The following is a 24,666-nucleotide window of genomic DNA, read 5'->3' on the forward strand; positions in this document are numbered from 1 at the left end:
AAAAATTGCAAAAACTCAAACTACATGGCTTTAATAATTTAACTAAAAGTCTAAGTTTTTGTATCTATGATATTTGCTATGCAAATACTGACAATTCAAGAAATAGCTACATTAAATATATTGATGAACAATATAACGGGATTAGATTAACTAAAATATTAAAAAAAGCTTGCTCTATCATTGGTGCAAATGTTTTAAATGTATTTCATCAAGATTATGAACCTCAAGGTGCTAGTGTAACAATTTTAGTATGTGAAGAACCAATAAATTTAGATACAATAAAGATTTTAAAAAATAATAATCAAATTACGTCATCTTCAGTATTAGCTCACTTAGATAAAAGCCATATTTGCGTGCATACATACCCAGAAAGTCATCCCCAAAACGGTATTTGTACATTTCGTGCAGATATTGAAGTTTCAACTTGCGGAGTAATATCACCTCTTAGTACATTAAATTATCTCATACGTCAATTAGAATCAGATATCGTAACAATTGAATATCGTATACGAGGATTTACCAGAGATATTTATGGAATAAAACATTTTATTGATCATGAAATTAATTCTATTCAAAATTTTATGTCATCAGATATAAAATCTATGTATGACATGGTTGATGTTAATGTATATCAAGAAAACATTTTCCATACTAGAATGTTATTAAAAGAATTTCATTTAAAAAACTATTTATTTAATATTAAGGTAAGAGATTTATCTCAAAGAGAGCGTTCCTACATTATAAACTTATTATGGCAAGAAATGAGAGAAATATATCATGGTAGAAATATTCCTATAAAAAAATTTATTTAAAAAATTAATACAATTAAATCAGAACAATAAAAAGATTATAGAAATTTATTTTCTATAATCTTTTTATTGTTCTGATTTAATTATTCTATGAATTATGTTTTTTTAAATTTAACACATCTGTAACTGTACCTTGAAATACTTCAGCACATAAACTAATAGATTCACTTAAAGTAGGATGAGGATGAATAGTAAGCGCAATATCTTCTGCATCGCATCCCATTTCAATAGCTAATCCTATCTCGCTGATTAATTCACTTGCATTCGTTCCTACTATAGATCCACCAATAATTTGGTTATTTTCTTTATTAAAGATTAATTTTGTTATTCCAGACATAGAATTAGACGCGTGCGCTCTTCCCGAAGCATTCCATGGAAATTTAGCAATTTCATAATCTATATTTTGATTTTTTGCTTCTTTTTCACTTAATCCTACCCAAGAAATCTCTGGATCAGTATATGCGATTGACGGTATTACTTTAGGTTCAAAATAATGATTTTTCCCGCAAATTACTTCAGCAGCAATATGAGCTTCATGAATAGCTTTATGAGCTAACATAGGAAATCCTGTTACATCACCAACTGCATAAATATGAGAAATGTTTGTTTTTAATTGCGTATTCACTTCAATAAAACCAAACTCATTTAATTTTATACCAATATCGTTCAGATTTAAATATTCAATATTCGGCTTTCTTCCAATTGCTACTAAAACGTTGTCATAATATAAATCTTTTTCTTCATTGTCCTCTTTTCCTAAGGTTACAAATAATCCCTTTTCTTCAGGTTGAATAGATTTTACATGAGTATTTAGAAAAACGTTGAATCTATCATTAATAGATTTTAAATATATTGCACTAATATCTTCATCAAGTACGGGAAGAAAAGTATTAAATCTATCAACAATATCTACTTTAGATTTCAATGCACTGTATATCGTAGCCATTTCTAAGCCAATAATACCCCCACCTACAATTAATAACTGATTAGGTACTTTTTTGAAAGATAAAGCATCTGTTGAATTCCAAATTCTATCATCTTTGTTAGGTAATGAAGGTATTTCAATAGGATGTGATCCTGTTGCGATAATTGCATTTTTAAAAGAAATAACATAGCTGTTTTTGTTATGTTCTACAAGTAAACTATTCGTGCTAGAAAAACATGCTTTTCCAAAAATTGTATTTATTTTTCTATGTTTTGCCATTTTTAATAAACTATTAGAAAACTGATTAATAATATTTTTTTTCCAATTTTGTATTTTTTCTAAATCAAGTGTAGGGCTTTTAAAAAATACACCTAATTTAGATAATTCTTCTGCTTCTTTTATAACTTTAGCTATATGCAGTAATGATTTTGAAGGTATACAGCCAACATTTAAACAAACGCCGCCTAAATTTTCGTGAAATTCAACTAAAGTAGTATCTAACCCAAGATCAGAGCATCTAAATGCTGCAGAATAACCAGCAGGACCAGATCCAATAACTACAACTTCTGTTTTAATTTCTTGATACATTTTAAAAATCCTTATATGATCAATTAATAAAATAAATTCAATCTTACATAATTAAAAATCTTATATCAGATAACAGTTTTCTAATAAAAGTAATAAATCGAGCAGCATCTGCACCATTAATAATGCGATGATCGTAAGATAAAGACAAAGGCAAAATTAAAGATGGATTAAATTCTTTACCATTCCAAAAAGGCTTTATCACAGCTCTAGAAACACCAAGAATTGCAACTTCTGGGGCGTTAATAATTGGAAAAAACCAACTACCTCCAATACCTCCTAAATTCGAAATTGTAAAACAGCCATCCATCATATCTGACTTCGTTAATTTATTATCATGTGCTTTTTTAGAAAGAGCAATTAATTCGGAAGATAATTCTACTATATTTTTTTTATCAACATCTTTTATTACAGGAACAAGTAAACCTTCTGGAACATCCACAGCGATTCCAATATTAATGTATTTTTTTAGTATAATTTCATTTTTATTTACAGATAAAGAACTATTAAATATAGGAAATTTTTTTAATGCATGCGCAACCGCTTTTATAATAAATACTAATAAAGTGATATTGTATTTTTCTCCATTTTTGTGATGTTCTTTATGATTATATTGTTTTCGAAAATCTTCCAATAAAGTAATATTTACTTCATCTAACTGTGTAACATGAGGTATATTTAACCAATTTTTATGTAAATTTTTTCCAACAACTTTTTGCAAATTTGTAATGGGGATAGTATGCGTTTGTGATAATTTAAGATTATTTAAATTATTATTTTTTAAATCAGATGTATTACGTATCTCAGAATATTTTTTTTTGTACAATTCTAAATCTTGCTTTAAGATACGATTTTTTCGTCCAGAACCAGTAATATCTTGTAAATTAATATTTAAATGACGCGCTAAACGACGAACAACTGGTGTTGCATGAATTAATTTTTTTTCTTTATGTTTATTTATATTAGTATTCATTAATACCGCTGTAGATTTCAAAGGAATTATTTCTTTATTATCTTGATTAAATTCTTCGGATATACAAGTCATTATTAAGCAAGAGGTAGTCACTTTATCTCCTATATTAACATTTATTTCCTTTACAATTCCAGATACAGGAGATGGTATTTCCATAGAAGTTTTATCACCTTCGACAGTAATTAATCCTTGCTCTAATTGAACTTTTTCACCTACTTTAACTAATATTTCAATCACTTCTACTTCATCAAGACCAATATCAGGCATTTTAACTTTATTGTGCACTTTCCTCGTACCTCTAAGCTAAACGTGGGTTAATTTTATCTACATTAATATTAAATTTGATAATTGCTTCTTCTACAACTTTTTTGCTAATACTATCTGATTTAGATAATAAATTTAAAGCTGCTATAACAATATAATGAGCATTAACTTCAAAATGTTCACGTAATTTATCACGACTATCCGAACGACCAAATCCATCAGTACCTAATACGTAATATTCTTTTGACGGAACATAACATCGGATTTGTTCAGCAAATAATTTCATATAATCGGTAGCAGCAACAGTAGGAAAGGAATTCATTATTTTTTTAACATAAGCCACTTTTTTTTTGCCATAAGGATGTAACATATTCCAACGATCACAATCCTGACCATCTCGTGCTAATTCTGTGAAAGAAGTAGCACTGTATATATCTACAGCAATGCAGTATTCGTCATACAAAATAGAGGCGGCTTTGCAAACACAACGTAAAATAGCTCCTGAACCTATCAATTGAACTTGTAATTTAGTATTTTTTCTATATAAAGTTTTTAATTTGTACATTCCCTTACAAATTCCTTCTTCAGAGCCTTCAGGCATGGCAGGCATATGATAATTTTCATTAATTGTAGTAATATAATAATAAATGTTCTCCTGAGATGATCCATACATACGTTTCAAACCATCATGTATAATAACTGCTATTTCATACGCAAAAGCAGGATCATAAGAAATACAATTAGGTATAGTAAGTGATTGTATATGACTATGACCGTCTTCATGTTGTAAACCTTCTCCGTTTAACGTTGTTCTTCCTGATGTACCTCCAATTAAAAAACCTCTTGCTTGTTGATCTCCGGCTGCCCAAAAAAGGTCGCCTATTCTTTGAAAACCAAATATTGAATAATAAATATAAAACGGAATCATGGGAAAATCATTAGTACTATAAGAAGTAGCGGCTGCTAACCAAGATGACGCAGCCCCCAACTCATTTATTCCTTCTTGTAATATTTGCCCTCTTTTTTCTTCTTTATAATAGGCTAACTGCTCTCTATCTTGAGGAATGTACTTTTGTCCACTTGAACTGTAAATTCCAATCATTCTGAATAACCCTTCCATTCCAAAGGTACGAGCTTCATCAGCAATAATTGGGACAATTAAATTTTTAAGAGAATTATTTTTTAAAATTAAATGCAAAACACGTACGAATGCTATAGTCGTAGACATTTTTTTGTTCTGCTCAACTAAAAGAGGTTTAAAATCAATTAAATTTGGAATTTTTATAGTAGTTGTAAACTTAGATAACCGAAAGGGAATATAACCACCCAATTTTTTTCTTTGTTGATGTATATAAAAATATTCTTTAGAATTTTTTTCAAAAATAATATATGGTAATTTTTTAATATTTTCATCAGATATGGGAATATTAAAACGATCTCTAATGTAAGTTATACCATCAATATTAATTTTTTTTATTTGATGTGCAATATTTTTTCCTTCTGCAATAGAACCCATACCGTATCCTTTAATAGTATGAGCTAAAATTACCGTTGGCCGTTCTTTTGTCTCTTTAGCTTTTTTAATTGCATTAAATAATTTTTTAGGATCATGACCACCTCGATTTAGATTCCATATTTCCTCATCTGTCATGTCTTTTACTAAATCACATGTTTCTTGATATTTTCCAAAAAAATATTTTCGAACATAAGCTCCATTTTTTGATTTAAATCTTTGATAATCACCATCTATTGTTTCATTCATTAATTGAATTAATTTTCCAGTTTTATCTTTTTTTAGTAATGCATCCCATTTACTACCCCATATTACTTTAATTACTTTCCATCCGGCACCGTAAAAAAAACTCTCTAACTCATTTACAATTTTTCCATTACCTACTACAGGACCATCTAATCTTTGCAAATTACAGTTAATAATAAAAATTAAATTATCTAATTTTTCACGAACAGCTATAGAAATAGCTCCTTTAGATTCAGGTTCATCCATCTCTCCATCACCTAAAAAAGCATAAACAGTTTGCTTAGAAGTATCTTTTAACTCTCTATTTTTTAAATATTTTAAAAATTTTGCTTGATAAATAGCACAAAGAGGACCTAATCCCATTGAAACAGTTGGAAATTGCCAAAAATTTGGCATTAATTTAGGATGAGGATAAGAAGATAATCCTTTTCCATGTACTTCTTGTCTAAAATTATCGATTTGTTCTTCAGAAAATCGACCCTCTAAAAATGATCTAGCATAAATTCCTGGAGAAATATGACCTTGAAAATAAACTAAATCACCTCCATCGTCTTTATTTTGAGCTCGAAAAAAATGATTAAAACAAACCTCATATATAGTTGCTGACGACTGAAATGATGATAAATGACCTCCTAGCTCTAAATTTTTTTTTGAAGCACGTAAAACCATCATCATAGCATTCCAACGAATAGCTGCGCGAATTTTTCTTTCCAACGCTAAATCGCCAGGATATTTAACTTCATCTTTATAATGAATAGTATTAATATAGTCACTGATAAAAAAATTTGATCTCTTTATTTTAGATTTTTTTAAAATCTTTTTAATTAAAAACTGAGCCCTTTCCAAACCATCTTCCCGAATAACAGATTCAATTGATTCCACCCAATCATTAGTTTCAATTGGATCCACGTCATCATATGAATTTTCTGACATGGTATAAATTCCTTATATATTGTCTATAATAAAATTAGTATTTTATCAAAATATATTAATAGTTATTAACTAATAAACTTATTTTAATAATTTAAATAAATTTTTTTATTGCATTTAATAGAATATTAAATTCTAAAAAAAATCAATAAAATTAACTATAAAAATAATTAATTTTATTGATTTTGTTTTCTAAATTTTTAAAAACGTAATAAATTTTAATCTAGTATATTGGAAGCATTAAAATGATTAAAAACACAATTTTCTTGTTCGCTTACTCTTATAAAAGTAGTTCTTTTGGTTAATTCTTTTAATTTTTGAGCTCCTACATAAGTACAAGCAGATCGAAGACCTCCTAAAATATCACGTATTGTTTTATCTATTTCTCCTCGAAAAGGAACTTTTACTACTTTTCCTTCTGATGCGCGATATCCAAAAATTTTTCCTGTATAACGTTGCATTGCAGGAATAGAACTCATGCCATAAAATAACATAAACTTATTTTCTTTCTCTTCTATTACTTTTCCTGAACATTCAGAGTGTCCAGAAAGCATGCCTCCTAACATTACAAAATCTGAGCCGCCACCAAAAGCTTTAGCAATATCACCAGAAACAGCACATCCACCATCACTAATAATTTGACCATTTAACCCATGAGCAGCATCTGCACATTCTATAATAGCCGAAAGTTGAGGATATCCAACCCCTGTTTTTAAACGCGTTGTGCAAACAGAACCAGGACCTATACCTACCTTAACTATATCAGCGCCAGATAGTATCAATTCTTCTACCATTTCTCCGGTTACAACATTGCCAGCGCAAATAATTTTATCTGAAAAACAATCTCTTACTTTCTTTAAAAAAGATAAAAAAAATTCAGAATAACCATTTGCAACATCAATACAAAGATATTTTATTTTAGAAGATAATAAAAAAATTTTTTTAATTTTTTCAAAATCTAAATTAGAAGTTCCAATTGATATAATTACATGTTCTAATATATTATCAGGAGATGAATTAATAAATATTTCCCATTCTTTAATCGAATAATATTTATGTATCGCAGTTAAAATATTAAACCTTGATAAAGATGTTGCCATTTGAAATGTTCCAATAGTATCCATATTCGAAGCAATAATAGGAATTCCAGACCACTTTAAAGGTGAATACTTAAAAGAAAAATAACGAATAAGATTAACTTCAGAACGACTTTTTAAAGTAGATCTTTTAGGTCTTATTAAAACATCTTTAAAACCTAGTTTAATATCTTCTTCAATACGCATAAATTTAAATTCCTATATTAAAAAATATTAAAATAAAAAAATTTTATAACATTAAATACATCAATTTAAAAAATTATATTTTGAAATTTTTCAAACCTAATTAAGAATACTATGACTTATATTGTAGCACTTACTGGAGGCATTGGTAGCGGTAAAACTATTATTTCTAATAGCTTTAAAAAACAAGGCATTCACATTGTTGATACTGATGTCATTGCAAAAAAAATAGTAGAAAAAAATATGGAAATATTAAATAATATTAAAAAAAAATTTGGAAAAAAAATACTCAATCTAGACAATTCAATTAATAGAATTTTACTTCGAAATCATGTCTTTTCTAATAAAAATAATAAATTATGGCTGGAGAATATACTTCATCCCAAAATTTATGAAGAAAGTAAAAAACAAATTAAATCTACTAAATCATGTTGGTGCTTATGGGTCGTTCCTTTATTATTAGAAAAAAAATTAGAAAAAAAAGTAAATCGAATTCTTTTAATTGATACACCAGTAAAAACGCAAATAAAACGTATAATCAAACGAGATAAAATAAATATTCGAGAAGCTAAAAAAATTATTTCTTATCAATTCACGCGCACACAAAGAATTTCTATTTCTGATGATATTATCTTTAATAAAAATAAAAAAATATCAACATTAAATTTATATACATACTATTTAAACAAATTTTACACTTATTTATCTAAAAAAAAATATTTAATACAAATAAAAAAAAATAATTTAACTAAATTTTACTAAAAATTTTTTTTAATTTATAGTAAAAAATTTTTATTTTTTTTAAATGAATGAAATTTTTCTATTAACAATTTTATAATTTTATAATTTGATTTAGGAAAGTTAAAATATTTTAAACTTTTATAAAAAATCCATTGATATAAATATCCTTCTCTACTATATATCTTTCCTTTCCATTTTTTTATTAAAAAAAAATATAACTTTATATTTTTATTAAAAATTTTTTCATATTTTAAAAAACTGAAATTTAAAATTGTTATTCCTATTTCTTCGCATAACTCTCTTTTTAAAGCATGAATTAAAGTTTCACTCGTTTTTACCTTACCTCCTGGAAATTCCCATAAATCTACACTGTATTTATTTTTTTTACTTTTACTTATATAAATTCTATTTTTCTTTATAATAATTCCGATCACAGCTTTTATATAGTGCATTAAGTATTTTATCCAAATTAAAATTTATACCATAACACTAAAAAAAGATGTTATATAGTTCCATGACAATACTTATATTTTTTTCCAGAACCGCAATTGCACAATGTATTTCGTCCTATTTTATTTCCATTTTCTATTATTAAAGATCTATTATTTAAATCAATATATTTTTTTAAATTTAAAACATCTAATTTACTAAGAAATAATACTACTTCATATTTTAATGATTCTAGCATTTCAGAAAACAGATTAAAAGATTCACGCTTATATTCTTGTTTAGGATCTTTTTGTGCATAGCCGCGCAAATGAATACCTTGCCTTAAATAATCCATAGCACACAAATGTTCCTTCCAAAGTAAATCTAAATTTTTTAACATAACAGACTTTTCTATGATTCTCAGATTCTCGCATCCTATTAAATTCTCTTTTTGAAAATAATTTTTTTGAGCAATACTAACAACTTTTTGTATAATATATTCATCAGTTAAATTAGGATCTACATCTAACCAATCTTTAATAAAAATACTTAAATTAAATTCAATATTTAATTTTTTTTCTAAATCTATAATATTCCATCTATTACGTGAAATTTCCTTAGATACATAAATTTGAACTATTTTAGTAAATACATCTTTAAAAAAATCACAAATAATTTTTTTAATGTTTTGAGAATCTATTAACTTATTACGTTGAGAATAAATTACACGACGTTGCTCATTATATACATCATCATATTCTAATAATTGTTTTCTAATTTCAAAATTTCTGTTCTCTACTTTTTTTTGAGCATTTTCTATCGCTTTTGTAACCCAAGGATGTTCAATAGCTTCATTTAAATTTAGCCCCAGCTTTCGCATCATATTAATAGTTTTATCCGACATAAAAATTCTCATTAAAGAATCTTCCATAGATAAGTAAAAACGCGAAGAACCAGTATCTCCTTGACGACCTGAACGACCCCTTAATTGGTTATCAATACGACGAGATTCGTGACGCTCAGTACCAATGACATGCAATCCTCCAGATGAAACAACTAAATCATGTTCATTCTTCCATTTAATCTTAATTTTTTGAATGTCATTTAAAGACATATTTTCATATATTTTAAAATCTAAATTTCCACCTAATACTATATCTGTCCCTCTACCTGCCATGTTAGTAGCGATTGTAACTGATTTTGATTTTCCAGCTTGAGCGATAATTTTAGCTTCTTGGGCATGAAACTTGGCATTTAAAACATGATGTTTAATATTTAATTTTTTTAATTTTTGTGAAATTATTTCAGATTTTTCAATGGATATTGTACCAACTAATACAGGTCGATTATTTTTGACACAATTTTGAATATCTTTTAAAATAGCATTTATTTTTTCTTTTTCTGTCATATACACTGCATCAGGAAAATCATTTCTTATCATAGGTTTATTTGTGGGTACAGCAATAGTATCTAAATTATAAATAGAACGAAATTCAAAAGATTCAGTAACAGCGGTTCCAGTCATTCCTGAAATTTTTTTATATAAACGAAAATAATTTTGAAATGTAATAGATGCTAATGTTTGATTTTCACTTTTTATAGTTACATTTTCTTTTGCTTCTATCGCCTGATGTAATCCATCTGACCATCTTCGACCTGGAACGGTACGACCTGTATGTTCATCAACAATAATTATATTATCATTTTTAATTAAGTAATCTACATCTCGAATAAATAATTTATGAGCACGTAAAGCTGATATGATATGATGCATTAGTACAATATTATTGGAAGAATATAATGATTCTCCTTTTTTTATAAATTTTTTGCTGATAAATATTTTTTCAATTTTAATTAAACCTCTTTCAGTCAAATATATTTGTCTTGATTTTTGATCTACGTAGTAATCGCCTTTTCCATTAAAAAAATCTGAATCTTCTTGTTTTTGATACATTAGAGATGGTACTATTTTATTAATTTCTTTATATAAATCTGAACTATCTTCTGAAGGACCTGAAATAATTAATGGAGTTCTAGCTTCATCTATCAAAATAGAATCTACTTCATCTATCAAAGCATAATGTAATTTCCTTTGTACTCTTTCTTCGGGAGAAGAAATCATATTGTCACGTAAATAATCAAATCCATATTCATTATTTGTTCCATAAGTAATATCACATGAATAAGCATATTTTTTTTCAGAAAAAGACATGTCAGGCAAATTCAATCCCACCTTCAAACCAAGAAATTCAAATAATAAAGCATTTTTTTTAGCATCTCTTTCTGCTAAATAATCATTCATAGTAACTATATGAACACCTTCTCCCGTTAGCGCATTTAAATAAGATGGAAGGGTAGAAGTCAAAGTTTTTCCTTCACCTGTACGCATCTCCGCAATACAATTTTTATGTAATACTATTCCTCCAAGAATTTGTACGTCAAAATGACGCATTTTAAAAATACGTTTACTTGCTTCTCTAATAGTGGCAAAAGACTCTGGTAGCAAATTATCTAAACTTTCTCCATTTTTTAAACGATGGCGAAACAATTCAGTATTTTTTTTTAATTTTTTATCTGTCCATTTTTCAAAAATACTTTCTAATTCGTTGACAGCATAGACTATTCGATTAAATTTTTTTAAAATGCGATCATTACGATTGCCAAATATTTTGGCTAAAAATTTAATAAACATATAATAGTTCTCACGTTATAATTTATTCATTTGATCTTTCGTATTCATTTAAAAAAAGTGTGCGTTTTCTAATTACAAATTATTAAAATACTACTTATTCAATCAACATCTTTTAATAAAATAAAATATTTAATTTAAAAAAATATTTTTTAATTTTTAAAATTTATAAAATACTTTTTTAGTAAAAATTATTTCTCTGGTAACCATATCGGTAAATATCTTTCATATTCATTATTTTTTTATAATATAACTGACTATTTTGATTCATATAAAACATTTTAATTTCTTTTGGGCCGATTCAATATTAATGGTTTTGGTAGCTGATATTCAAGATATTTTCGATATACCTCCATAGCTCCGGAAAAACCATATAATTTTGTAAACAAATTATTATCTCCACCCATCTAAATAATTATTACTTTTTATCAATTCCTATAAACTAACTATCTACTAAATTAGTAGTAGTACCTATTTTCCTGTTAGGAAAACATTTTTGAAAAGATAACCCAGGGATTTTTCTGTTCCATAATTAACTACATTTTGCATACTAAATAAAGTTAAGTAAACTGCTTCGACGGATTCTATTTTTTCAGGTTGAGATAAATTTTGATATAATACTTTTTCATCAATAGAAATAATAAATCTTATAGAAGATAATGATATTTTATAGCTTTTATTAGCAATAATTTGAAATATTTGAGCTACTTCAATAGGTGTTAAATTAATAGCTCCTAAAGAAATAGCAGGAAAAAAAAATAACCGTCTTTTTAGTGCTCCCCAGGAAATCCAGTGATTTATTAATTTTTTTAGTCTTAACTGTATACTTAAATTTACTGTTGGGATATTTACTGAATTAGCTAGAGCATCTAATAACATAATTTTTCCGATAAAATGATAATTATTATTTTTAGGAATCCAATTTTGACCATTTTGTAACTTAATTGAAATTGGAAAGTTAGGAATCCAAGTATTTAAATGATATTTTTTAAGATTGGATAAAACTGTTAAATAAGTAATAGGTTTAAATAAAGAACCAATAGATCGACAAGTTTTTAAAGCACGATTATAACTAAAAAATTTAAGATTAGAACTGCCAATAAGAAAGTTTACTTCTCCAGTAAATTTATCTGTAACAATCATAGAAATTTCTAAATCTTTTAATTTTTTTTCTTTTTTAATATTGGTACTTCTTTATTAATAGTTTTTTCAACTGAATTTTTCGAAATGACATCCAAAGTAGTAAATATTCTCATACCAGAAAAATTAATTATTTTATTTTTTAACTTTTTTTTTATTTCAATTCGAACTAATTCTAAAAAATCAGGATAATCCGAGATTACATATCCCTTGGGATAAATATTTAATGCCCTTTGAGATAATTTTTCATATATATTTTTTTTAATTAAACCTTGTTTATATAAAGACAACAAAACCAAATTTCTTCTATTTAAAGCAACTTCTGGATTACTCCAAGGATTATACAAAGACGCACCTTTTACCATGCCGACTAATAAAGCATACTGATCTAAATTTAATTCATCAATAGGACGACCAAAATAATGTAGACTTGCCAAAGGAAATCCTCGTATTTGTTCATCACCATCTTGGCCTAAATACACCTCGTTTAAATATAATTCTAAAATGCGATCTTTTTTATAAAAAAAATCTAATATTAAAGCCATATATATTTCATTAATCTTTCTCCATATTGAACGTGTATTTGTCAAGAATAGATTTTTTACTAATTGTTGAGTAAGTGTGCTGCCTCCTTGAACTATTTTTCCAGCCATTAAATTTACTAAACATGCTCTTCCAATAGCAGAAATATTAATACCATTATGGTTATAAAAAAATCTGTCTTCAATAGAAAGCAATGTTTTAATTAAAATATCAGGATATTGATGCCGAGGAATAAATAAACGCTGATTTCGACTGGTATAATTCAATACACTAATTAATTTTGGCTCCAAACGAAAAAAACTAAAATTAAGATTATTTTCAACATTTTGAATTTTCAACAAACAATCTTTTTTAAAAAATAACCTTACATGTAACGCTTTTTCACTTAAATCAGGAAAAATAAAAGAACGCCGTATAAACTCTACATTATCATCCTGAAAGCTATATTCTCCAGGCAACATTACTTTTTTAACTTTTTTATACATGAGATTATTTAATAATTCTATAATTTCCTCTCTAGAAAAAGTACTTCCTGGCTCTAAATTTATTATACGACTATAAATTGATGTAGAAAAATTTGATATTTTGCTATTAATTAAACTCCTAATTTTTGCATATAAAAAAAAACCGTAAAAAAAAAATTAAAAATAATAATAGAAAAAAAATGTTAAATATTTTAATTTTTTTATATCCGCACACACTCATTATTCTCCTGAAATTGAATTTATCTAAAAAAGTAAATTTTTTACTTTTAAAAAATATTTGTTTTTTAAAAAAATTTAAATATTAATTCAGAATTAACGAATAAAAAAAATTATATTTTTTAAAAAATAAAATTACTTTTTAACATAGGTAAATTAAAAGATTCAGGATATTTAATATACCATAAATATAAACCATGAGCTGAAGCAGTTGGTCCTGCATAAAATCTATTTTTTTTTTCTAATATCTTTTTAATACAATTATTTTCTTTTAAAAAACTAACTTGAATTAGAGAGCCGACAATATTTCTTACCATATGATATAAAAAAGAATTAGCAGTAATGTCTATAATGACCCAATTATCTAATCCAAAAATATTTATTTTTTTTATATTTCTCCAACTAGAATACGACTGGCAACCTGATGCTCGAAATGATGAAAAATCATGCTCTCCTAATAACGATTGAGCTTCTTTATACATTTTTTTAATATTTAGTTTTCTATAAACATGATGTGATCTTTCAAATGCAATAGAAGTCCGGCAATTATGATTATAAATTAAATAACGATAAGAGCGATGAATAGCACTATAGCGAGCACTAAAATTTAGCGGAACTTCCCTAATCCATTGAACAGATATGTTTTTTGGTAAATAACCATTGACTCCAACAGTCCAGGAATAATCATTTCTTAATGCAGTTGTCGTAAAATCAATTACTTGTCCTACGCTGTGTACACCAGCATCTGTTCTTCCAGAACATATAACTTTAATATTATGATTCGCAACTTTAGATAAAGCATTTTCTATTTCTTCTTGAATAGTCAAAATATTTTTTTGACGTTGCCATCCATGATAATTGCTTCCATTATACTGAATCCCTAACGCAAATTTTTTCTTCTTTTTTTCCATTATCTAAACACTCAATTATGTATTAAAATAAAAATTCTTTAATAAATTTAATAGTATAAAATATATTTAATTTAAGTTTATGTTAATATTATCAAAATAAAAAATAATTGTTTAAAATGTTAAACATAATAAAAATTTAAAAAATGTACTACTTAATAAACTATTTTAATTTACAATAAATGTATTTTCTGGGAAAAACTATGGAAAAAGAAAAAAATAAAAAAACATCATCTTTAAACGTTCTTTCAATTGCCGGTTTAAAACCATACCAAAAGAAGATAGATGAATTATACATGAATGAAAAACAAAGATTGCATTTTAAAAAAATTCTTGAAACATGGCAAAATCAATTAAGAAATGAAATCAATCATACCTTTCTTTTACAAGAAAAATCTACTAATTTTCCCGATCCCATCGATCGTGCAGCGCAAGAAGAAGAATTTAGCTTAGAATTAAGAAATCAAGATCGCAATCGTAAATTAATTAAAAAAATTGAATTAACTCTAAAAAAAATAAAAAACAAAGATTTTGGTTATTGTGATTCTTGCGGTATTGAAATCGGAATTCGTCGTTTAGAAGCTAGACCAACTGCTAGTCTTTGTATTGATTGTAAAACATTAGCAGAAATTCGAGAAAAACAAATGGCTGGTTAGTTATACAGATCAGGATATTCGATTGATATATTGCACTATCTCGAGTATCCTTTACATAATAAAATTTATAATAAAAATTAAAAAAATGGAATACATTACTATTTCTCATATTTATAATTGGAAAAAAATAAAAAAAAAATTTGCCGCAATTACCGCTTACGATTTTAGTTTCGCAAAAATTTTTTGCAATCAAGGAGTTCCGGTTTTACTAGTAGGAGATTCACTTGGCATGACTATACAAGGCCATGACTCAACGCTGCCAGTAAAAGTAAAAGATATTATATATCATACAAAATGTGTCAGAAAAGGAGCCCCGAACTCTTTTTTAATAGCAGATTTACCATTTATGTCTTATTATGAAATAAATCAAACTTTAAAAAACGCAGCTAAAATCATTCAATCTGGCGCCAATATGATTAAAATAGAAGGCGGAAAATGGCTGATTGAAACAATTAAAGAATTGTCAATGAGATCAATATTAGTATGCGGACATATGGGATTAACACCGCAAAATATTCATTATTTAAGTGGATATAAAGTTCAAGGAAAACAAAAAAAAGAAGCAAACCAATTAATAAATGAAGCTTTATTGCTTGAAGAAGCAGGCATTAAAATGCTAGTTTTAGAATGTATACCTTCCTTGTTAGCTAAAAAAATTACGGAAAAATTGTCTATTCCTGTTATTGGAATAGGAGCGGGCGTTTATACAGATGGGCAAATTCTTGTTATGCAAGATTTACTAGGAATTACTGAAGGAAAAACGCCAAGATTTGTAAAAAATTTTTTATTTAATAGTGGAAGCGTTCAAAACGCGATAAAAAAATATATCAATGAAGTTGAAAATAGTATTTATCCTAACGAAAAAAATAGCTTTTAAATAATGCCATCATATATGAATATAATAAAAAAAATAAAAGTTTTAAATAAAAAAATTCAAGAAATAAAAAAAAATAACAAAACTATTGGTCTCGTAGCAACAATGGGAAATTTACATTATGGCCATATTAAATTAATTCTTTTGGCAAAAAAGTATTCGGATGTCATTATAGTAAGTATTTTTACTAATCCAACTCAATTTGATAGTCTTATAGATTATAAAAAATATCCTAGAACTTTAAAAAAAGATTGTACACTTTTAAAAAAAGAAAACGTAGATATAATTTTTGCACCTGAAGAAAAAGATATATATTTATCCGATAAAAAAATTCATACATATGTTAAAGTACCTAGCTTGTCTAATATTCTTGAAGGAAAATCACGTCCTGGACATTTTATTGGGGTAACAACAATATTATGTAAGTTATTTAACTTAATACAACCAAATTTTTCATTTTTCGGAGAAAAAGATTACCAACAATTATTAATAGTGAAAACACTTATTAAAGAATTAAATTATTCAATAAAAATTATCAGCGCACCTACAATAAGATTGAAAAATGGATTAGCTTATAGCTCAAGAAATAAATATCTAAGCTCTTCAGAAAAAAAAATAGCACCTTTTTTATATAAAATAATTAAAAAGACTACTGATAAAATAATTCAAAAAAAAGGAGAAAATATTAAATTTATTTTAAATGCATCAAGAAAAGATTTAACAAAAAAAGGATTTATTATCGATATATTTGATGTATATAACGCAAAACAGCTTACAAAAAGAAGTGAAAATGATAAAAATAACATCCTCCTTGCATCTGTTTGGCTAGGTAAAACTCGATTAATAGATAATAAAAAAATTATTTTTTAAAAGTAAGGTTTATTTTTTAAACACAACTTTTCCTATATAAGGTAAGTATCGATAAGATTGAGCATAGTCAATTCCATAGCCAACCATAAATTCATCTGGTATAGAAAAACCTATAAAATCTATGTTAATATTTACTTGACGACATTCTGGTTTATCTAATAACGTACAAATAGACAATGATTTCGGATTTCTAAGTTTTAAAATACCTAGGACTTTGCTTAAAGTTTTTCCGGAATCAATAATATCTTCAACAATAAGTACATTTTTATTATAAATATCTTCATCTAAATCTTTTATAATTTTAACATCTCCACTTGATATAATACCGCGACCGTAGCTAGAAGTAGTCATAAAGTCAACTTCATGTTCAATCTTTATACAACGACACAAATCTGCTATAAATACAAAGGAACCACGCAATAAAGCAATTAATATCATCTTATTCTGACTGTTTTTATATTTTTCAGTAATTTCTTTACCTAATTGACGTACTCGAATATCTAATTCTTCTTCAGAAATAATAACTTTAATAGTATGTTTCATAATATTAATTTAATTTAGATTATAGTTTTATTATACTAAAAATATTTATTGATATTGATTTAATATATAAAATATATTTAATAATTAAATATTAATATAAAATTAAAGAACAAAATATTTATTTTTAACTATTGTCTTAATAATAATTATTATGTTATAAAAATTAAATTTTTATATAAATACTTTAATAATATTAAACAAGAACAAACACTGTTTTGTAATCACTTACTATTAATTTTATGATAAAATTAATAATATATACAAATATAAGCTATACTAAAAAATATTTTTACATCAAAAATTAAATACTTATTAAAAATATTTAATAAATGAACTTATTTAAGTATTGATAAATTTTCCTCTAAAAATATCATATAAAAAATGTTAATATCTATTTTACAATCTCTTTTCTATAGAAAAATTATTCTAATTTAGAATAACTGGTAATATGTTGTATAGGGCAATATATATTTAACAAAACCCGCTCAAAAATAATGCGGGTTTTTTATGATATAAATTTAGGGAGTATATTGAAAATGAAAATATTAAAATTTGGCGGAACTTCATTAGCCAATGCAAAATTATTTCTACGTGTAGTAAATATTATAGAAAAAAGCGTAAAAAAAGAACAAACTGGAGTTGTTCTTTCTGCGCCAGCTAAAATTACTAATTATTTAGCTGATATTATTGAAAGTAAAATTTATGATGATTCAATGTTAAAAATAGTTTTTATTTCAGAAAATATTTTTTTTCAATTGATAAAAGATATCACTAATATACAATTGTCTTTTCCTTATAAAGAAGTAAAAAAAATAATTCAAAAAGAATTTAATAAATTAAAAAAAATTGTTAAAAATATTATTCTATCTAAGAAATGCCCAGAAAATATTCAAGCTATTGTATTATCTCGTGGAGAAATACTTTCAGTTATTATTATGAAAAATATATTAAAATCTAAAAAATATAAGATAACTGTTATTGATCCTATTAAAAATATTTTAGCTATAGGAAACTATTTAGACGCCAAAGTTGATATAAATCAATCTAAAAAAAATATTGAAAATATTAATATAAATAAAAATGATATTATTTTAATGCCCGGCTTTATTGGAGGAAATGAAAAAAAAGAATTAGTATTATTAGGTCGCAATGGTTCTGATTATTCAGCTGCAATTTTATCTGTTTGTTTAAACGCAAAACTATGTGAAATCTGGACAGATGTTGACGGTGTTTTCACAGCCGATCCACGAAAAGTATTAAATAGTTATTTATTAAAAAAAATATCGTACCAAGAAGCAATAGAATTGTCTTATTTTGGAGCCGCAGTGCTACACCCACGCACTATTAAACCATTAAAGAAATTTAAAATACCATGTTTAATTAAAAATACTACTAATACTCAATCTAAAGGTACTTTAATTTCTCAAGAAAATGACGTAGAAGAAAATCATTTAAAAGGTATAACACATTTAGATGATATAACAATGATCACTTTACCTGGTTTTATAATTAATAACGAAGAAAAAAAAATATTAAGCATAGTAAAAAATTTTTCTAAAAAAAATATTAAAATTATATTAACTACTCAATCATCTGCTGAAAAAAATATTAGTTTTTGTACTTTTGAAAAAAATATTGATAAAATTTTAATTCTGTTAAAACAAAATTTTAAATCAAAATGTAAAGATATTTTAAATTATATTAATATTAACAAAAATTTATCGATCCTATCTATCATCGGTTCTTGTATATACAAAAAAAATAATTTTTTATCAAAAATTTTCTTTATATTAGATTCATTAAAAATTAATATTTTTGCAATTACACAAGGTTCTTCGAAAAATTCAATATCTATTGTAATTAAGAAAAAAAACATTTTAAAAGCCGTTCAAAACGTTCATAACATATTATTTTCTAAGAAAAAAATAATCAACGCTTTTTTAATTGGAATAGGTGGAGTAGGAAGAGCATTGTTAAATCAAATAATAAAACAAAAAAAAGTCTTAGATAAAAAAAATATAAAAATAAAAGTTTGTGCTATTGCTAACTCAAAAAAAATATTGCTTGAAAATTCAATTAATTTAAAAAATTGGCAAGAAAATTTTAATAAATCTAAAGAAAAATTTAATTTAGAAAAATTAAATAGCTTATTAATAAATAATTCTCATTCAAATTCAGTTATAATTGATTGTACATCTGATCAATATCTATCACAACAATATGTTCATTTTCTTTCTAAAGGATTTCATATAGTAACATCAAACAAAAAAGCCAACACTGATTCATTCAAATATTATAATGAAATAAGAAATACAGCATTTTTAGAAAATAAAAAATTTTTTTATGAAACAAATGTAGGAGCTGGATTGCCTGTCATAAAAACGTTACAAAATTTATTTAATACAGGTGATAAATTAATTAGTTTTAAAGGAATATTATCTGGTTCGTTGTCTTTTATTTTTGGAAAATTAGAAGAAGGTTTATTATTATCAGAGGCAACCAAAGAGGCAAAAAAAAGAGGTTTTACAGAACCAAATCCATATGATGATCTATCAGGAATAGATGTAGCCAGAAAATTACTGGTTTTAGCACGAGAAGCTGGACATTCTATAGAATTAAAAGATATTAAAATAGAGCCAATACTCCCTAAATCATTTCAACAATATAACAATGCTGAAGAACTTTTATTTTATTTAAAAGAATTTGATGCTCAATTTTTACATTTAATTAAAAAAGCTCGTAATGAAAAATGTGTTTTGCGTTTTGTTGGTACTATAGAAAAAGAGGGAAGTTGTTCAGTTAAAATTGAAAAAATAAATAAAAAAGATCCATTATATCACATTAAAAATGGTGAAAACGCACTGACATTTTATACAAATTATTACCAACCAATACCTCTCGTACTAAGAGGATATGGTGCTGGAAATGATGTTACTGCCTCTGGAGTGTTTTCCGACTTACTACATACGATATTATAAATATCAGAGCGGAGTATATATTATAATGATAAAAATTTATGCACCAGCTTCTATCGGTAATGTTGGAGTAGGATTTGATATTTTAGGCGCGGCTATCATACCAATAAACGGTGTTTTATTGGGTGATTGTGTAACAATTAATTTATCAAACAAATTTCAATTATTTAACAAAGGAATTTTTTCTAATAAATTACCAATAAATAAAGAACAAAATATTGTTTGGAAATGTTGGTTTAAATTTTGCAAAATACTTAAAAAAAATATTCCAGTTTCTATAATTCTTGAAAAAAATATGCCAATTGGATCTGGATTAGGATCTAGCGCTTGCTCTATTGTAGCAACTTTAGTCGCCCTTAATAAAATTTGCAATAATCCTTTAAACGCAAAAGAATTATTGTTGCTTATGGGAGAAATAGAAGGAGAAATATCAGGAAGCATACATTATGATAATGTAGCTCCCTGTTACTCAGGAGGAATTCAATTAATATTAGACGATTCTAACATTATTAGCCAAAAAATCCCTAATTTTAAAAATTGGTTATGGATTATAGCATGGCCAGGTATTAAAGTTTCGACAGCAGAAGCAAGAAAAATTTTGCCAAACCAATATTCCAAAGAAATATGTATTCGAAATAGTCGTTATTTAGCAACTTTTATTCATGCATCATATACAAAACAATCTAATTTAGCAGCTAAATATATGAAAGAACTCATAGCGGAACCATATCGTAGTCAATTACTTCCAAATTTTTCTAATACTAAAGAAAAAATTAAAAAAATTGGCGCTATAAGTTGCGGGATATCTGGTTCAGGACCAACTATTTTTGCCGTTTCAGATAACATAGAAACAGCGAAAAAAATATCTTTATGGCTGACAAAAAATTATTTACAAAACAAAACAGGATTTGTGCATATTTGTAATGTAGATTTAAAAGGTGCGCGTCAAATAGGATAAAAAATGAAACTTTATAACTTAAAAAATCATAGAGAAAAAGTAAATTTTGAAACTGCTGTTAAACTTGGATTAGGGCAACAGCAGGGCTTGTTTTTTCCGGTAGAATTGCCTACGATTACACCTTTCGAATTATCAAGAATTCTTAAAATGGATTTTATTACACGAAGCACTGAAATACTTTCTAAGTTTATTTGCTCAGAAATTTCTAAAGAAGAATTGTATAAAAATGTTAAAATAGCGTTCTCATTTAAAAAACCATTAAAAATTTCAATTAATAATAATATAAGTTGTTTTGAATTATTTCATGGTCCTACATTAGCATTTAAAGATTTTGGAGCTCGTTTTATGGCTCAAATGATCTTATCTCTTAATAAAGATAATGAATCCTTTACTATTTTGACAGCCACTTCAGGAGATACTGGAGCAGCAGTAGCGCACGCATTTTATGGAATGAAAAACATCCGAGTTATTATTCTATACCCGAAAGGAAAAATTAGCACATTACAAGAACAATTATTTTGCACTTTAGGAAAAAATATAAAAACTATATCAATAAATGGAAGTTTTGACGATTGTCAAAAACTTGTTAAAAAAGCTTTTGATGACAGAAAATTAAAAAAATTAATCGGTTTAAATTCTGCTAACTCTATTAATATAAGCCGTTTATTAGCGCAGATATGTTATTATTTTGAAGCATTTTCATTAATTTCAGAAAAACAGAAAAAAAATTTGGTTATTGCTGTTCCATGTGGAAATTTCGGAAATTTAACAGCTGGTCTTTTAGCAAAATCAATGGGATTACCTATAAAATCTTTTATAGCATGTACTAATTCAAATGATACAGTACCAAGATTCTTAAATACTGGAAAATGGGATCCTCATAAAACTGTCTCTACGATCTCTAATGCCATGGATATTAGCCAACCAAACAATTGGCCGAGAATTGAAGAATTATTTCGTCGAAAACAATGGAATTTAAAAGAATTAAGATTTGGAAGTGTGTCAGATGATGTTACGAAACAAACATTAAAAGAATTATTCGAATTGAAATATATATCCGAACCTCATGCAGCAATTGCATATAGATTATTATTTGATCAATTAAAGAAAGATGAATTTGGTTTATTTTTAGGAACAGCACACCCATCAAAATTTAAAAACACTGTGGAAAAAATTTTAAAAACTAAAATAGAACTTCCTGAAGAACTTCAAAACCGAGCTAATCTACCTTTGTTATCTTATAATATCAATCCTAGTTTTAAAAAATTAAAAGAGTTTTTATTAGATAAATAAAACAAATTAGAGAGGACAACCTAAAATTTCCTCTCTAATAAATATTTATTTAAACTAGAAATAAATATATTTATTAAATATTAAACAAGAAGTGAACAATATCACCATCTTGAACTTTATATAACTTTCCTTCGCTTCTAATCTTTCCTAGTTCTTTTAATTTTGTTTCATTTTGATATTTTATAAAATCTAGATACTTAATAATTTGAACGCGGATAAATCCCTTTTTGATATCACTGTGTATTTTATGAGCTGCATTAATACTTGTAGTTCCCTTAGATATAGACCAAGCTCGAATTTCTTTTTTACCTACAGTAAAAAACGTTATTAAATTTAATATGTTATAACCAGACATAATAACTTTTTTTAATCCTAAATTTTTTATTTTAAATTCTTTCATAAAAGATTTTTGTTCATTTTTATTCATTTTTATCAAATCTGATTCTAAAGAAGAATGAATAGGAATTACTGAACATCTATCTTTTTGAGCAATCATGTTCAATTGTTTTAAAAAATAAAAAGATTCTTTTTCTTCATTAATATTAGCAATATAAATTATTGGTTTTAATGTTAAAAAACGCAAATAATGGATTAATTTTTTTTCGTTTTCATCTAGAAAAAGAGTTCTTAACATAAAAAAATTTTTTAAATGATTCAGGCATTTATTTAAAACAATTAATAATTTTTCTATATCTTTATTAAATTTTATTTTTTTTTCTAAGCTTAATATAGATTTTTCACATGTTTCAAAATCAGCTAATATCAATTCAGAATTAATAACATCAACATCTCTTTTTGGATCTATATTATTATAAACATGACTAATATTATCATCTTTAAAACAACGAACAACATGGGCGATAGCATGTGTTTCCCGTATGTTACTTAAAAATTGATTTCCTAAGCCTTCTCCTTTGGAAGCGCCTTTAACTAAACCCGCAATATCTACAAATTCTATAAATGCATTTACTATATTTTTTGGGGAAACAATTTCAGCTAGTTTATCAATGCGTGAATCAGGAACTAAAACAACTCCTGTATTTGGCTTGATAGTACAAAAAGGAAAATTAGCGACTGCTGAATTCCCCTTTGTTAAGGCATTAAATAAAGTAGATTTACCAACATTAGGCAACCCTACAATACCACATTTAAAACCCATATTTTACACACCTTAAAAATAAAAAAACTGTTGCAAAAATTTAAAATAATAATCTATTTTATTTTCAAATAGATTTAAAAAAATAATTTTCTTTTATCGCATCTAAAATAGATTTTTTAATTAAAATCATCTCTGAATGAGAAGGAGGTGAAAGAACAAAAGATGATATCTCATTTTTATTTATTGGGCGACCAATACCGATTCTAAATCTGTAAAAATTTATTTTTTGATTATGAAATTCATTAATAATACTTCTTAATCCATTATGACCACTATGTCCATAACTATATTTAAATTTTATTATACCAGGCTTTAAATCTAAATCATCATGAATGACAAGTATTTCACTTAAACGAATTTTATAAAAAAAAGCTATTTTATATATAGCATAACCATTAATGTTCATAAAAATATTAGGAATAAAAACCTTAATATTATTTGACATAATATTTAAAAAAGAAGTAAATCCTAAAAATTTTTTGTCTTCTTTTAAAATGTTAGAATGATATTTAATTAAAGAATAAATGTACCAGGAACCTGCGTTATGACGAGTATTATGATATTTTTTTTTTGGATTAGATAGTCCTACTATCATTTTAATATTATTCAAAAATAATCCTTTAAATATTTTATCTTTAATTGATATAAAAATACTTTTAAAA

General features: G+C 25.7%; 20 protein-coding genes. 8 read left to right on the forward strand and 12 right to left on the reverse strand.

Translation table 11 applies throughout. The features are described 5' to 3' along the window. The first annotated feature begins 5 nt into the window (after nt 1-5). Entirely contained in the window at nt 6-812 is an 807-nt protein-coding gene (speD, locus tag DD681_RS01990; RefSeq protein WP_410002857.1) for an adenosylmethionine decarboxylase, read from the forward strand. An 85-nt stretch (nt 813-897) separates the two neighbouring features. Here speD and lpdA read toward each other — a convergent pair whose 3' ends face one another. The 4 genes from lpdA to DD681_RS02010 form a co-directional block, all read right to left on the reverse strand. Then, complete coding sequence (gene lpdA, locus DD681_RS01995; protein ID WP_158341339.1) at nt 898-2,322, reverse strand: dihydrolipoyl dehydrogenase; 1,425 nt, start codon at nt 2,320-2,322, stop codon at nt 898-900. A gap of 43 nt (nt 2,323-2,365) precedes the next feature. Beyond that, nucleotides 2,366-3,577 carry a 2-oxo acid dehydrogenase subunit E2 gene (locus DD681_RS02000; protein ID WP_261788347.1) on the reverse strand — a complete coding sequence of 404 codons (1,212 nt, stop codon included), beginning with the start codon at nt 3,575-3,577 and terminating at the stop codon, nt 2,366-2,368. Nucleotides 3,578-3,590: 13 nt separating this feature from the next. Continuing rightward, nucleotides 3,591-6,248: a pyruvate dehydrogenase (acetyl-transferring), homodimeric type gene (gene aceE / locus DD681_RS02005; protein ID WP_158341340.1), complete on the reverse strand. Its 2,658-nt coding sequence runs from the start codon at nt 6,246-6,248 to the stop codon at nt 3,591-3,593. Between the two features lie 215 nt (nt 6,249-6,463). Beyond that, complete coding sequence (locus DD681_RS02010; protein WP_158341341.1) at nt 6,464-7,528, reverse strand: GMP reductase; 1,065 nt, start codon at nt 7,526-7,528, stop codon at nt 6,464-6,466. Nucleotides 7,529-7,639: 111 nt separating this feature from the next. Between DD681_RS02010 and coaE the strand changes: the two genes are divergently transcribed. Beyond that, entirely contained in the window at nt 7,640-8,287 is a 648-nt protein-coding gene (gene coaE / locus DD681_RS02015; protein ID WP_158341342.1) for a dephospho-CoA kinase, read from the forward strand. Between the two features lie 14 nt (nt 8,288-8,301). On the opposite strand, the gene DD681_RS02020 is transcribed toward coaE, so the two are convergent. From DD681_RS02020 to truA, 5 genes are all read right to left on the reverse strand, one after another. Next, nucleotides 8,302-8,718: an NUDIX domain-containing protein gene (locus tag DD681_RS02020; protein ID WP_158341343.1), complete on the reverse strand. Its 417-nt coding sequence runs from the start codon at nt 8,716-8,718 to the stop codon at nt 8,302-8,304. 50 nt (nt 8,719-8,768) lie between these two features. Further along, the gene (gene secA / locus DD681_RS02025; protein ID WP_158341344.1) at nt 8,769-11,387 is read right to left on the reverse strand and encodes a preprotein translocase subunit SecA; all 2,619 of its coding nucleotides are present in this window, start codon (nt 11,385-11,387) and stop codon (nt 8,769-8,771) included. A gap of 468 nt (nt 11,388-11,855) precedes the next feature. After that, entirely contained in the window at nt 11,856-12,527 is a 672-nt protein-coding gene (locus DD681_RS03145) for a penicillin-binding transpeptidase domain-containing protein (RefSeq protein WP_261788348.1), read from the reverse strand. Between the two features lie 17 nt (nt 12,528-12,544). Continuing rightward, the gene (locus DD681_RS03150) at nt 12,545-13,552 is read right to left on the reverse strand and encodes a transglycosylase domain-containing protein (protein ID WP_410002858.1); all 1,008 of its coding nucleotides are present in this window, start codon (nt 13,550-13,552) and stop codon (nt 12,545-12,547) included. A 338-nt stretch (nt 13,553-13,890) separates the two neighbouring features. Next, on the reverse strand, nt 13,891-14,682 hold the full coding sequence (gene truA, locus DD681_RS02035) for a tRNA pseudouridine(38-40) synthase TruA (protein ID WP_158341345.1): 792 nt from the start codon (nt 14,680-14,682) through the stop codon (nt 13,891-13,893). A gap of 197 nt (nt 14,683-14,879) precedes the next feature. Between truA and dksA the strand changes: the two genes are divergently transcribed. The 3 genes from dksA to panC all read left to right on the forward strand — a co-directional run bounded on the left by dksA (nt 14,880) and on the right by panC (nt 17,076). Next, nucleotides 14,880-15,332, forward strand: coding sequence for an RNA polymerase-binding protein DksA (gene dksA / locus DD681_RS02040; RefSeq protein ID WP_158341346.1), 453 nt, complete (start codon nt 14,880-14,882; stop codon nt 15,330-15,332). A gap of 85 nt (nt 15,333-15,417) precedes the next feature. After that, nucleotides 15,418-16,209 carry a 3-methyl-2-oxobutanoate hydroxymethyltransferase gene (gene panB / locus DD681_RS02045; protein ID WP_158341347.1) on the forward strand — a complete coding sequence of 264 codons (792 nt, stop codon included), beginning with the start codon at nt 15,418-15,420 and terminating at the stop codon, nt 16,207-16,209. A 15-nt stretch (nt 16,210-16,224) separates the two neighbouring features. Further along, complete coding sequence (panC, locus tag DD681_RS02050) at nt 16,225-17,076, forward strand: pantoate--beta-alanine ligase (RefSeq protein ID WP_158341348.1); 852 nt, start codon at nt 16,225-16,227, stop codon at nt 17,074-17,076. A 9-nt stretch (nt 17,077-17,085) separates the two neighbouring features. Here panC and hpt read toward each other — a convergent pair whose 3' ends face one another. Next, nucleotides 17,086-17,619: a hypoxanthine phosphoribosyltransferase gene (gene hpt / locus DD681_RS02055; protein WP_158341349.1), complete on the reverse strand. Its 534-nt coding sequence runs from the start codon at nt 17,617-17,619 to the stop codon at nt 17,086-17,088. A gap of 536 nt (nt 17,620-18,155) precedes the next feature. On the opposite strand from hpt, the gene thrA reads away from it, so the two are divergent. Genes thrA through thrC form a run of 3 tightly spaced genes read left to right on the forward strand, consistent with a single transcriptional unit; the run spans nt 18,156 to nt 22,845 of the window. Beyond that, nucleotides 18,156-20,597, forward strand: a complete 2,442-nt coding sequence (gene thrA / locus DD681_RS02060; protein ID WP_158341350.1) for a bifunctional aspartate kinase/homoserine dehydrogenase I — start codon at nt 18,156-18,158, stop codon at nt 20,595-20,597. A gap of 25 nt (nt 20,598-20,622) precedes the next feature. Next, on the forward strand, nt 20,623-21,552 hold the full coding sequence (gene thrB / locus DD681_RS02065; RefSeq protein ID WP_158341351.1) for a homoserine kinase: 930 nt from the start codon (nt 20,623-20,625) through the stop codon (nt 21,550-21,552). Between the two features lie 3 nt (nt 21,553-21,555). Further along, nucleotides 21,556-22,845, forward strand: coding sequence for a threonine synthase (thrC, locus tag DD681_RS02070; RefSeq protein ID WP_158341352.1), 1,290 nt, complete (start codon nt 21,556-21,558; stop codon nt 22,843-22,845). Between the two features lie 73 nt (nt 22,846-22,918). Here thrC and ychF read toward each other — a convergent pair whose 3' ends face one another. Together ychF and pth are read right to left on the reverse strand one after the other, a co-directional pair. Continuing rightward, nucleotides 22,919-24,004 (reverse strand): redox-regulated ATPase YchF, encoded by a 1,086-nt coding sequence (gene ychF, locus DD681_RS02075; RefSeq protein ID WP_158341353.1) that lies wholly within the window; start codon nt 24,002-24,004, stop codon nt 22,919-22,921. Between the two features lie 64 nt (nt 24,005-24,068). Then, nucleotides 24,069-24,599 (reverse strand): aminoacyl-tRNA hydrolase, encoded by a 531-nt coding sequence (gene pth, locus DD681_RS02080; protein WP_158341543.1) that lies wholly within the window; start codon nt 24,597-24,599, stop codon nt 24,069-24,071. Nucleotides 24,600-24,666: the final 67 nt, after the last annotated feature.

The sequence above is a fragment of the Buchnera aphidicola (Melanaphis sacchari) genome (assembly GCF_003096055.1).
GTDB lineage: Bacteria > Pseudomonadota > Gammaproteobacteria > Enterobacterales > Enterobacteriaceae > Buchnera > Buchnera aphidicola_P.